Origin of the sequence: uncultured Veillonella sp., assembly GCF_963551295.1 — a bacterium.
Classification (GTDB): Bacteria; Bacillota; Negativicutes; order Veillonellales; family Veillonellaceae; genus Veillonella.
The window spans coordinates 1-11,807 of the sequence record NZ_CAUVFT010000041.1 but is presented as its reverse complement, the minus strand read 5'-3'; the positions used below and the strand labels follow the sequence as shown (position 1 = coordinate 11,807).

The following is an 11,807-nucleotide window of genomic DNA, read 5'->3' as shown; positions in this document are numbered from 1 at the left end:
GGAGTCGGTTCTTCGACCTTTGTTGTTTCAGCAGGTTTAGGTTCTACTACTGGCTGAACCTTTTCTTCTTTTTTTGCTTTTGTTAGCTTACCTTCGAAATCTGTTACAGGAACATCGTCTGTAGTCGCTGACACTTCATTTTCTAAGATTCTTACCTTACAACCATTAGCTTCAAGTTGGGTTATCCCTTCTGCAATCTTTTTACTACTCTTTTGAATTGCTTTCTTGAATGTATCCTCGAGTTTATTTTCTGCTAGTTCAAGACTAGTGCCTGACGCTACTTTAACAATTGGCTTTTCCGACATACATGGGCCTTGGCATTGATGATTAAGTCGTTCATTCCAATCTGCTACTTGTACGGCCAAATCGTCTAATGTATTGAATTTAATTGTTAAGATATTTTGATTTTCCATTGTGTTATATCTCCTTTTAAAATTTAAATAGCAACTCTAAGGTCCCGTTTTCATCATTCACGAATCCTTCAATGTTTTTAGTAATTCCCAATTCTCTGAGTTCTGCCAGAACGATACGGGATGTTGAAATTAATACTTTCGAATGTTTAAGTTCATGTGTTTTTGGATAAATAGCACCCTTAATGTTTTCTTTAGTAACTGGTAAAACATGAATTTCACGATCCGCCTTATCGATTCCAACTCTAAGGCCGATAGGTTGCCCTAGTGCTTTATAAGCGTCAATGCTTAATCCGCATGCGGAACCCCACATGTTAAATCGTATCTTCGGAGGGTACCGGCCCGTTCTATTAAAGAAATCAAAATCTATATTTTTATTAACAGTTGGCATAGTAGCCTCCTTATGTGTTACAATTTAACTAGGTTAATTTAATTTGTGCTCGTATCTCATTGCCGTGAGTGCGAGCATTTTTACTTTTACGGCGAACATGTTCATCGTGGCAATGTTTGCATACTCTAATTGCCTTACGATTAGTCTCGTCATAAATATAGTTATAAGTGTGTGGAATTAACCTAACTCCACACTTAGTACATGTTCGAACAGGAGGTCTCATTGTATTAGCACCCAAATTAGCCCATCGAAAAACATAATATAAGCGGCCGTCACAACAAGAATAAATAGCACACTAATCACATCAATATAATTCATATTCCACCTCCTATTTGTAATATGGATTATGGCAGTATTCTCCATATTTTCTTATTTTAGGAATATAATCGACTTCACATTCCTCGTCTTCTACTTCTGCCATATCCTTTTTATAACCATATATTGATAACGCTAAACCTATGATTGATTGAATAAGGAATTGCATATATCCTATTTGGTCGAGTTCTAATGCCCCCATTGACCCAGCAATGAGGAATGTCCCCAATAACATGTAGCCCATTATTCATCGTCCTCCATAATTTGCTCAACTACGATATCGTCAACAGTAACGCTAATGCGGAATCCTTGTGCGACGTAAGCACTCATCATGGTTTGCAAGCTATAGATAGCGTTCATAACGTCCCCACTGATTTGATTTAAGAGGCGGTCTGATTCGATTGCTTTTAAATGTGCAGCCATTGCTGTTTCGTTTACTGGAATTTCAGTCATAGTTAAAGTCTCCTTTATAACATCATCATTGATAAAATAGAAGCTACTGCTGCAGCGGCAAAGCTTAAATGCATTCCTGCGTCAATCCATGTCATGATTTACATCTCCTTTAAACCTTTAAAATAACCAGGATCGTGTCTAAATCCAGAATGATACACAGTCGATACCTGACAGCTTGACATGTCGGTACTTTTAACATAGTTGATGGCCTTCCGAATGGCGTTGTCGATTAATCGCGTTTTTAAGTTAGAAAATCCCCAATTTGAGGTGCCCAACTCTTCAAGATCCATCAGCGCCCATCGTTTTGTATTACATTTTCTGTCGAGGCTATACTGGAAACCACCTACGATTCCTTTAATTACGGAAATTGTGTAATGGTAGGATGTATTACTCCATTTCATGATTTATCCTTCCTATTGAATATGTGCAGCTTTGAATTCTGCATCGATAATTTTTAAATCCCAACCCAGGGAGCGCATTAGGTAAGTCTTAAAGCCTTCTTTGTCGATGACAAAGGCTCTTGACTTCTTCCCAGGTGACTGCCAGGCGTAGGCAAATGGGAATTTACCTACCGCGATGCCCTCTCGGACTGCGGTTAAGCTAATTCCGAGTACCGCAGCCATCTGCGAAACAGATATTACTTTTTTTAGCATTTAATACCTCCTTTTACTTGATTTTAATTCAAGTTTCTAGTCAAAAAAATTTGGTCAACCGTACAGCCAAAGTACTCTGCCAGTGCCACTACTTTACTAATGGCCACATTGGATATATCCTTTTCCCACGCATTATACGTAGCAACAGATATGCCAAGATCGGCGGCAACTTGCGCCTGTGTTGCCCCTTTCCGAGCTCTCAACTCGGAAATATAAAATTTGTTTGGCATTACTACCACCTCCTTATCGTGACCTCATAATAACATGAATTAAATTCAAGTGTCAATAATGAATTTGATTTTTTTTCAAGTTTACGATAAAAAATATAAAATCTAATTGAATTTAATTCAAATGCATTATATAATTAGTATATAAGTTTGGGAGATCGAGAGGAGGATATTATGAAACTTTCAGATAATATTAGGTACTTTAGGAAATTAAGAAACTTATCACAGGATGAGATTGCTAAACGGCTCGGGTATAAGTCATTTACTACTATTCAGAAATGGGAAACAGGAATGGCCGAGCCACCAGTAGGCAAATTATATGAACTGGCAGATATACTACATGTCAGTATCATGGACCTGCTAAAGGACAATTTAGATGCTGAAGAAGCGTTAACAGTGAGCACGAATTCCTATCACTACGTACCTGCATCTGTATCAGCGGGCGCGTTAACCACGATAGACGCCATTAACTTCATGCCTACTATATCTATCCCTGATTTCATGATGGGGCGCTATGCGGGCAATAAGAACATATTACTTATGGCTGTCAACGGCGAAAGCATGAATAATGTTATCCAAAATGGATCTGTTATTGCTATCTTAACAAATATAGAACTACTAGATATCCATGACGGAGATATTGTAGTTATTAAGAATGGAGGGGATTATACAGTTAAAAGATTCTACAATGATAAACAACATCAAGAATTTGTATTTAAACCTGATAGCTCGGATATGGCATTTCGGGACATCATATTTAGTTACGAGAATACAGATGACTTATACCTGATCGGTAAGGTTGTTATGTACAATGTGACTTTGTAAAAAATTAATAAGGGAGATGTTAGTATGTTAGCTAAGAAAGTAATATGTGGTCTAGGGATATTATTATCCTGTGTAGCTATTAATTATGCGAATTCTGGATTTGTTGATATAACACCGGATACATATGATAAGATATGGGCTATCGGCTCGAATTTCAAACCAGATAGAAAATTAGAAAATCCGGTATTGTACGGCATAGAACTTCGGAGCGGCGGCGGTGGCGCTGCATCGTTAATTACACCGGCCACGATAACGAAATACCTTGCCTATTCAAAAGATGAAAGACTTGTATTCCCTCCTGCGGATTTCAAGAATACGATGTTAGATAATAAGGATTACGTATACATCGCTACGTATGCGCTGCATTTAAAGAATTTGCTTACCGGGGGCGTTATGCCCCAGTTACCTTCTCAGCGGTTACTGATTGAGAAAGACGGCCATTATATTATGCCTGCTAAAATGGACACACAAATATACGACATGATGCCCCATAGCTATGCCATTGTGTATTATGCATATCCTAAAAATGTAATTTATAACACTCCTTACACGATTAAATTCATTAATGGTAACGGAGACCGCATCGAAATTCCAATTACCGCCGATAAGCTAAATAATCTTATCGACAAAGAATATAAGCTAGTATATCAAAATAGTGACCCAGAGTAACATTAATAATACCCCTATCATGAGATAGGGGTATTTTAGGAGGTATGTAATTATGGCCATGAAACGTGCTAATGGATCAGGCACTGTATATAAGATGAAACATAAAGCGCTACGTAAGCCGTACAGGGCAGTTGTAACCTATGGGTACGATGCCAACGGCAAGGCTATTCGTAAGTCGGTAGGCACATTTGCCACACAAAAGGAAGCATATACTGCACTAGCACTCTACTCTACTAATCCGCCGCAAGAAGAGCAGCGCAAAATTACGTTTGGCCAATGTTTCGAATGGCGGATTGAGGAAGCAGAACGCCAAGGGCTGTCAGCTGGGCGAATGAAGATTATACATACTATACAAAAGATGGTCAGTCATCTTAATAATATCGAAATGAAGAATATGCGTGCGGCACATTTCCAGCCCATATTCGATAATTCGACTCACACAAAGTCTTATCAAAAGCTAATTAAGGCTATTATAGTGTCTGTAGGCACGCTTGCCGTTAAGCAAGAAATTATACCACGGAACTACTTCTCTGATATTATCATCAACAAAAACGCTACCCCAATCAAGAAGGCTAATATTTTTACGAATTTTGACCTCTACACCATGTGGCAACACTCTGATGATATAATTATCAAGCTAACTTTAATCTATGCCTATACAGGCCTCAGATTGAACGAATTACAGACTATAAAGCTCGATAATATCCATTTGAAGGAGCGCTACATGATAGGCGGATCTAAAACGGAAGCAGGCAAGGATAGATGTATTCCTATTGCAGAATGTATATATCCTTTCATTAAAGAATTGTATCAGCAAGCCAAATTTAAGCGTGTAACGTGTCTGTTAGATAAGGTAATACATAAAGACACCTACAGAAGAGAAATGCAGCGTATGTGTCAAAATCTTAACTTAGGAGAACATAAGCCACATGATACACGTCATACCTTTATCTCCTTAGCTAGTAATATTGGGATTGATGAGATTATAATCAAACGGATCGTTGGACATTCTAGTAAAGATAATATCACCCAGGAAGTTTACACTCACAAAACCCTACAACAATATATTGATGCGGTTAACAGATTACCCCATGGTGAAGCACTCATAAAAGGTGAGCAACGGTTGAGCAACGCAGACAAAATGTAGCAATTTTAGCCAATTTCAAAAAATAAAAAAGCCAGTAAACATAAGTGTTTACTGGCTTTTTTACGTTTGCGTTCTTATTCAGCGGAAATTACAGATACTGGGCAAACGGATTCGCAAGAACCGCAGTCGATGCAAGTATCGTTGATTTCGTATTTAGTTTCGCCTTCAGAAATAGCAGCAACTGGGCAAACAGATGCGCAAGAACCACATTTAATGCAACCATCAGCAATAACTCTCATGATAAACCTCCATAGGAACATTATAAAAGAAAACTTATTATTATCATTTAACAAGGCACTTGCCTTAACTTCTGTTCTCATTATCACACAATAATAATTGAAAGTCAAACGAAAATGATAAAATTTTGTATATTATTTTGCATAACAATTGTTCCTTTTTATCATATAAAGTCTATGTTTATCATAATTTTGATATTTCTTTTCATTTATATATTTAAATATATCTTTCAATAATTGAGAATGCACTAATTATCATTTTTATCAAAATACGTAGTAATATAATAGGAATTCAATTATCAATATTTATTATCATATAAAAACGAGGCCGAATCTTACGATTCGACCTCGTGTGTGCTTTATAGTAGAGTAACCTATCCCCTATTATTTACCAGGGAAGAATGGCCATACCATTGGAATAATAATTAAGCTTACTACGAAGCAAACTAAAATCAATGGAACGCCAGCTTTTACATAGTCAGTAAATTTGTATTGACCAGGACCAAGTACTAATGTATTTGGAGGAGTACCTACAGGTGTACCGAATGCACAAGATGCAGCAACGCCGATAGCCATCAATACGGCATGAGGATCAGCGCCCATACCTTGAGCAATGGAGATACCGATAGGAGCCAATAATGCACAAGATGCAGTATTAGACATAAATTGAGTCATAACACAAGATAAAATAAACAATACGGCTGTAGCAAAGTAAGGGCTAGGATCAGCGCCCATAACGCCGATTACTGCATCGGCAATCATTTTACCAGCACCAGATTGATCAAGTGCAGTTGCTACTGGCATCATACCAGCGAATAAGAAGATTGTTACCCAGTCAATGGATGTATAAGCTTGTTTTTCATTCAAGCAACCAGTTAATACACAAAGCATTGCGCCGATAACTGCAACCATGCTCAATGGCAAGTTAATACCAAAGTGTTCTTTCAATGGTTCGCCTAAAATCATGGCAAGGATTACACCTAAAAGAATAAGTCCGGAGAACAATTGTTTCTTAGGATCGTTAGAAATATCTTCAGCAGCTACTTCTTGTTCTACATCACCGGCATCAGTAATTTCATGTTTAGGTAATAAATGTTTACCAATGAGCATCATGAATACGATAGTAGCGATAGTCAAAGGAATGCCAATCCAAGCAAACTCAAAGAAACCAAATGGTTCAATACCGAATTTAGATAATGTACCACTTACAATGATATTAGGTGGTGTACCAACCATTGTAATGATACCACCAATGCCTGCAGCGAATGCTAATGGCATCAATTGGCGAGATGCAGGAATCTTAGCAACAGCACAGATACCAACAACTACTGGAAGTAAAGCAGCTGTTGTACCAGTATTAGATAAGAATGCGGACATGATAGCTGTTACAAGCATAATCGCAAGCATTAATCCATTTTCGCTAGTCCCTGCATGAGATACTACGGTTTCCCCAATTTTTTGAGCCAAACCAGTGTAGAATAATGCAGCACCAACAACGAACATGCCTGCAAACAACACAACTGTACTATCAGATAAACCAGAGAATACAACCTTAGGAGTAATAATACCCATAAGGCCTAATGTAATTGCGCCGCCTAAAGAAGTAATAGCTAGAGGAATAATTTCCGTAACGAATAAAACAGCCATGACTGCAAGGACGATTAAGGTTTGTTCTGCAGTACCCATACATCATCATCTCCCTTCAGAGAAATGCACTGACATAATTATAAGAGATATAAAATATAACCTACGATACCAATGGCAGAAGCCATTATAAAAGTAATCCCATATCCCTCTCTTGTTTTAGGATACCCAAATAATAAAGTTTCACCAAGAAAACCACGGCGGTTAAACCAAGAATATTTAGTTCTCTGCTGAAACCATTTAGCTTTGCCTTCAGCACCGATAATCAGTGCAGTAATAAAAAAAACAATAAATGCCCAAACAAAACAAATCAGTATTTTTAATTCAATTGATAACAAGTGACCACCTCTACTATATTAAAAGCACTAGAAGGTTATTCTGTGAAATCTTGCTAATCACCTAATGACCGATCTGAAAAGCATTTATTGCAAATATTCCCTTTTTATGTATGATTACATAATTATCAAGGGCTTTTTGATTCACCAATAGGTGTACCTATTTAGGTACACCTGGGTGAATAATTATTTAACTATTAGTGACTAGACAACATAGCAAGCATTGTACCTGCTGCTACTGCTGTACCAATAACGCCAGCTACGTTAGGGCCCATAGCATGCATGAGCAAGAAGTTAGCTGGGTTAGCTTTTGCACCTACTACTTGAGATACGCGAGCTGCCATTGGAACCGCGGATACACCAGCAGAACCAATAAGTGGATTTGTTTTACCACCATCAAATAAGCTCATCAATTTACCGAATAATACGCCACCAGCAGTACCACCGATAAACGCAACCAAACCTAAACCAATAATTAGGATTGTTTGATAGCTTAAGAAGTGTTCCGCACTCATTGTCAAACCAGTACCAGTTGCTAAGAAAATAGTAACAGTATTGATCAACGCATTTTGAGAAGTATCGGACAAACGATCAGTTACGCCAGATTCACGGAATAAGTTACCTAACATCAACATACCTAACAAGGATGTAATGGAAGGAAGCAATAAGGAAATGAAGATCGTTGCAACGATTGGGAACACGATTTTTTCAAAACGTGTAACTTCGCGCAATTGCTCCATTACGATTTCACGTTCTTTTTGAGTAGTAAATAATTTCATTACAGGTGGTTGAATCAACGGTACCAAGGACATATAGGAATATGCGGCAACCGCGATAGCACCTAATAGATGAGGAGCTAGCTTAGCAGCTAAGTAGATAGATGTAGGACCATCAGCACCACCGATGATACCAATAGCAGCCGCTTCTTGAACTGTAAAGCCCAAAGTCATTGCACCACCAAGTGCAACGAATACGCCGATCTGAGCAGCAGCCCCTAAAAGCAATGTTTTAGGATTGGCAATGAGTGGACCGAAGTCAGTCATCGCACCTACACCAAGGAAAATTAAAGGTGGGAAGATTTCTTGGGAAATACCTGCACTAATAAGAGCCATAACGCCTTCTTCAAAACCGTTACGAGGAATATTAGCAAGTAAACAACCAAACGCAATCGGACCCAACAATAATGGTTCAAACTCTTTGGCAAATGCTAAGTATAATAGGATCAAACCTACAAGAATCATAATAGCATTACCTGGTTCAAATGCGAGGAACCCGCTATCGTTAAGAACGGATTGTATCGCAACAGCAAAAGCCTCCATATGCGTTCCCCTTTCACAAATATAAAATTGTTATATGACGCGGCACCGCCGCGCCATACAAAACTTGGTATTAACCAAGAACAACCATGTCGTCGCCAGTGGATACAGTTTGGTTAGCAGATACGCGAACTTCGGAAACTACAGCATCATGTGGAGCTGCAATTTCATTTTGCATTTTCATAGCTTCAAGAATCAACAAAGTTTCGCCTTTTTTAACTGCTTGACCAGCAGATACTGCTACAGATAAGATTTTACCAGGCATTGGAGCTTTTACAGTTTCAGCACCTGCTGGAACTGGAGCAGCTGCTGCAGCTGGAGCTGGTGCTGGTGCAGGAGCTGCTTTAGGAGCTGGAGCTGCTGCTGGAGCCGCTTTAGGAGCTGCTGCAGGAGCGGCTGCTTTCACTTCATTAACTTCTACATCATATGCTGTACCATTTACTGTAACGTTGAATTTTTTCATCTTAAATTCCTCCAAAATGTGTAATTTCTACACAAAACTTATAAATATTTTTACACATATAAATTGAATAATCTCATGGATTATCAAATTAGCCAATTATCTTATCGATTACCACGCAAACGGCCTTCCATTTTCCAATTGTAGCTTACGATAGGACGGATATGCGCGATTTGATCAGCGGAATAACCCATTGCCGCTAATGCACCAACGATTACTGCTACTACATCTTGAGATGGAGCTTTACCGTTAGTTGTTGTAGCATTGCTCATTACAAATGCCTCCTAAAATTATTTTAACCTCTACCGCTTAAGCGACCTTCCAAGCGCCATTTAGCACTTGTTGCTGTAGGTCGGATAGATGCAATTTGTTCAGATGAGTACCCCATCGCCACAATGGCACCTACGATAGCTGCTACTACTTCATCCTCATTTTGAGCAGATGCACTTGGTGCAGCCACAGGAGTTGCTGGAGCTGCAACAGTTGTGTCAGTTTTAGGAGCTTCTTTTTTCTTCTTAGTAGGATCGATTAAATAAACAATCTTCATAAGAATACCTAAAGCAATCAAAACAAAGAACACAATAGACATATTGATTGCCATTATGAGTAACGGATTGGTAGTAACTGCTTGTCCTTCCATAATCATTCCCCTTTCTAAAAAAGTAGTAAAGAAAGGTATCTCCCAAATTCGATGATATGTTTACCGAATCGAATTATAATGGAATATTACCATGTTTCTTTGGAGCACGGTTTTCGCGTTTGCTTGCAAGCATTGCCAAAGCGTTGATAACTGCCGGACGAGTTTGTTTTGGTTCGATTACAACATCTACGAAGCCACGTTCTGCAGCTTTGTAAGGAGTCGCAAACTCTTCTACATATTTAGCTGTTTTAGCATCTTTATCTTCGTCTTTCTTGAAGATGATATTAGCTGCACCAGCAGGACCCATTACAGCGATTTCGGATGTAGGCCAAGCATATACTTGATCCGCGCCCAAATCTTGGGAACACATAGCGAGGTAGGAACCGCCATATGCTTTACGAGTGATAACAGTAATTTTTGGTACTGTAGCTTCAGAGTAAGCATATAACATTTTAGCACCATGACGAATGATACCGCCCCATTCTTGATTTGTGCCAGGCAAGAAACCAGGAACGTCAACAAAGTTAACGATTGGAATATTGAAAGCATCACAGAAACGGATGAAACGGGAAGATTTGTCAGATGCATTGATGTCCAAGCAACCAGCCATTACTTTTGGTTGGTTAGCAATAATACCAACGGATTGACCATCAAAACGTGCGAAGCAAGTGATGATGTTTGTAGCATAGAATGGTTGTACTTCATAGAATTCACCATTATCTACAGTAGCTGCAATAACATCTTTCATGTCGTAAGGCATATTGCTGTTATCAGGTAACAAGCTGTTTAAGCCTTCGTCTTCACGAGTTGGGTCATCACCTGTATCTACCAATGGAGCATCTTCCATATTGTTAGAAGGTAAGAAACCTAACAAGTAGCGGATTTGAGCGATGCAATCATCTTCATTTTCAGCTGCAAAGTGAGCAACACCGGACACAGAGTTGTGAGCCATTGCGCCACCAAGATCTTCAGCTGTTACTTCTTCACCAGTTACAGATTTAATAACTGCAGGACCAGTGATGAACATTTGAGATGTGTTTTTAACCATGTAGATGAAGTCAGTCAATGCTGGAGAATATACAGCACCGCCTGCACATGGTCCCATGATTACGGAAATTTGTGGAATAACGCCAGATGCATTTGTATTTTCAAAGAAAATTTTACCGTAACCAGCAAGAGCATCTACAGCTTCTTGAATACGAGCCCCGCCGGAATCATTGATACCAACGATAGGAGCACCCATTTTCATTGCTAAACGTTGTACTTTAACGATTTTAGCAGCGTGCATTTCACCAAGAGAACCACCTTCTACAGTGAAGTCTTGTGCGAATGCATATACCAAACGACCATCGATAGTACCATAACCAGTCACTACACCTTCGCCTGGTAATTCTTTTTTGTCTTGACCGAAGTTAACACAACGATGTTTAACGAATTGATCAAGTTCAACAAAAGAGTTGTCATCGAATAATTTAGCCAAACGTTCACGAGCAGTCATTTTACCTTGAGAATGTTGTTTCTCAACGCGTTTTTCACCGCCACCAGCTTTAACTTTCGCTAGTTTTTCGTGCAACAACTCAATTTTTTCTTGCACTGTTTGCATGTCAGCACCTCCATAAAAACTTGTTACAATAATATTTTATTTCATTCGTTGGCAAAGTTCAAGTAATACGCCACCTGTAGCTTTAGGATGAACGAATGCAATAGAGGAACCGCCAGCACCATAACGAGGTTTTTCGTCAATCATACGAATACCTTTCGCCATAAGATCAGCAATAGCATTTTCAATATTATCTACACGCAAAGCAACGTGTTGGATACCATCACGACCGCCATTTTTTTCGATGAATTTACCGATAGGGCCGTCTGGAGTAGTAGTTTCCAAGAATTCTAATTCAGCATCGCCGCATGGGAAGAAGGATACTTTTACTTTTTGTTCTTCTACTACTTCATCTTCAGGAAGATGTTGAATTCCCAAAGCATTTTTGTAAAATTCTTTAGTTGCTGCTAAATCATTAACACCAATACCGATGTGATCCACTTGTAATACTTTAAAAGCCATTTCGATTATCTCCTTTATAAGGCT

At 38.8% G+C, this 11,807-nt stretch carries 18 protein-coding genes and 1 pseudogene; 3 read left to right on the top strand and 16 right to left on the bottom strand.

The window, feature by feature from the left end:
* The 7 genes and pseudogenes from RYO55_RS09110 to RYO55_RS09080 all read right to left on the bottom strand — a co-directional run.
* Positions 1-413: pseudogene (locus tag RYO55_RS09110) on the bottom strand (hypothetical protein); the annotation flags it as partial.
* A 16-nt stretch (positions 414-429) separates the two neighbouring features.
* On the bottom strand, positions 430-801 hold the full coding sequence (locus tag RYO55_RS09105; protein WP_314985201.1) for a hypothetical protein: 372 nt from the start codon (positions 799-801) through the stop codon (positions 430-432).
* 328 nt (positions 802-1,129) lie between these two features.
* A complete protein-coding gene (locus RYO55_RS09100; RefSeq protein ID WP_314985200.1) occupies positions 1,130-1,360 on the bottom strand; it encodes a hypothetical protein in 231 nt (76 codons plus the stop codon).
* Complete coding sequence (locus tag RYO55_RS09095; protein ID WP_314985198.1) at positions 1,360-1,569, bottom strand: hypothetical protein; 210 nt, start codon at positions 1,567-1,569, stop codon at positions 1,360-1,362. Before RYO55_RS09095 ends, RYO55_RS09100 begins: the two co-directional genes overlap by 1 nt.
* A 98-nt stretch (positions 1,570-1,667) precedes the next feature.
* Positions 1,668-1,970: a hypothetical protein gene (locus RYO55_RS09090; protein WP_314985197.1), complete on the bottom strand. Its 303-nt coding sequence runs from the start codon at positions 1,968-1,970 to the stop codon at positions 1,668-1,670.
* A gap of 12 nt (positions 1,971-1,982) precedes the next feature.
* The gene (locus tag RYO55_RS09085) at positions 1,983-2,222 is read right to left on the bottom strand and encodes a hypothetical protein (protein ID WP_314985195.1); all 240 of its coding nucleotides are present in this window, start codon (positions 2,220-2,222) and stop codon (positions 1,983-1,985) included.
* A gap of 23 nt (positions 2,223-2,245) precedes the next feature.
* On the bottom strand, positions 2,246-2,452 hold the full coding sequence (locus tag RYO55_RS09080) for a helix-turn-helix transcriptional regulator (protein ID WP_004697581.1): 207 nt from the start codon (positions 2,450-2,452) through the stop codon (positions 2,246-2,248).
* Positions 2,453-2,623: 171 nt separating this feature from the next.
* Here RYO55_RS09080 and RYO55_RS09075 point away from each other — a divergent pair, with 171 nt between their 5' ends.
* Genes RYO55_RS09075 through RYO55_RS09065 form a run of 3 tightly spaced genes read left to right on the top strand, consistent with a single transcriptional unit; the run spans position 2,624 to position 5,090 of the window.
* Positions 2,624-3,274 (top strand): XRE family transcriptional regulator, encoded by a 651-nt coding sequence (locus tag RYO55_RS09075; RefSeq protein WP_314985192.1) that lies wholly within the window; start codon positions 2,624-2,626, stop codon positions 3,272-3,274.
* Positions 3,275-3,298: 24 nt separating this feature from the next.
* The gene (locus tag RYO55_RS09070) at positions 3,299-3,943 is read left to right on the top strand and encodes a hypothetical protein (protein WP_314985190.1); all 645 of its coding nucleotides are present in this window, start codon (positions 3,299-3,301) and stop codon (positions 3,941-3,943) included.
* Positions 3,944-3,995: 52 nt separating this feature from the next.
* Positions 3,996-5,090 carry a tyrosine-type recombinase/integrase gene (locus RYO55_RS09065; RefSeq protein WP_314985189.1) on the top strand — a complete coding sequence of 365 codons (1,095 nt, stop codon included), beginning with the start codon at positions 3,996-3,998 and terminating at the stop codon, positions 5,088-5,090.
* Positions 5,091-5,164: 74 nt separating this feature from the next.
* Here the strand turns inward: RYO55_RS09065 and RYO55_RS09060 are convergent, their stop codons facing one another.
* From RYO55_RS09060 to mce, 9 genes are all read right to left on the bottom strand, one after another.
* Entirely contained in the window at positions 5,165-5,329 is a 165-nt protein-coding gene (locus RYO55_RS09060) for a DUF362 domain-containing protein (protein WP_005377422.1), read from the bottom strand.
* Between the two features lie 381 nt (positions 5,330-5,710).
* A complete protein-coding gene (locus RYO55_RS09055; RefSeq protein ID WP_195213105.1) occupies positions 5,711-7,012 on the bottom strand; it encodes an SLC13 family permease in 1,302 nt (433 codons plus the stop codon).
* 38 nt (positions 7,013-7,050) lie between these two features.
* Positions 7,051-7,308, bottom strand: a complete 258-nt coding sequence (locus RYO55_RS09050) for a hypothetical protein (RefSeq protein ID WP_004696478.1) — start codon at positions 7,306-7,308, stop codon at positions 7,051-7,053.
* 194 nt (positions 7,309-7,502) lie between these two features.
* Positions 7,503-8,624, bottom strand: a complete 1,122-nt coding sequence (locus RYO55_RS09045) for a sodium ion-translocating decarboxylase subunit beta (protein ID WP_195213104.1) — start codon at positions 8,622-8,624, stop codon at positions 7,503-7,505.
* A 70-nt stretch (positions 8,625-8,694) separates the two neighbouring features.
* Positions 8,695-9,084, bottom strand: coding sequence for a biotin/lipoyl-containing protein (locus tag RYO55_RS09040; RefSeq protein ID WP_004696481.1), 390 nt, complete (start codon positions 9,082-9,084; stop codon positions 8,695-8,697).
* Positions 9,085-9,185: 101 nt separating this feature from the next.
* Positions 9,186-9,353: a hypothetical protein gene (locus RYO55_RS09035; protein WP_004696483.1), complete on the bottom strand. Its 168-nt coding sequence runs from the start codon at positions 9,351-9,353 to the stop codon at positions 9,186-9,188.
* A 23-nt stretch (positions 9,354-9,376) separates the two neighbouring features.
* Positions 9,377-9,721 carry an OadG family protein gene (locus RYO55_RS09030; RefSeq protein ID WP_195213103.1) on the bottom strand — a complete coding sequence of 115 codons (345 nt, stop codon included), beginning with the start codon at positions 9,719-9,721 and terminating at the stop codon, positions 9,377-9,379.
* A 73-nt stretch (positions 9,722-9,794) separates the two neighbouring features.
* The gene (locus RYO55_RS09025) at positions 9,795-11,324 is read right to left on the bottom strand and encodes a carboxyl transferase domain-containing protein (protein WP_314985187.1); all 1,530 of its coding nucleotides are present in this window, start codon (positions 11,322-11,324) and stop codon (positions 9,795-9,797) included.
* A gap of 36 nt (positions 11,325-11,360) precedes the next feature.
* Entirely contained in the window at positions 11,361-11,783 is a 423-nt protein-coding gene (gene mce / locus RYO55_RS09020) for a methylmalonyl-CoA epimerase (RefSeq protein ID WP_005377395.1), read from the bottom strand.
* Positions 11,784-11,807: the final 24 nt, after the last annotated feature.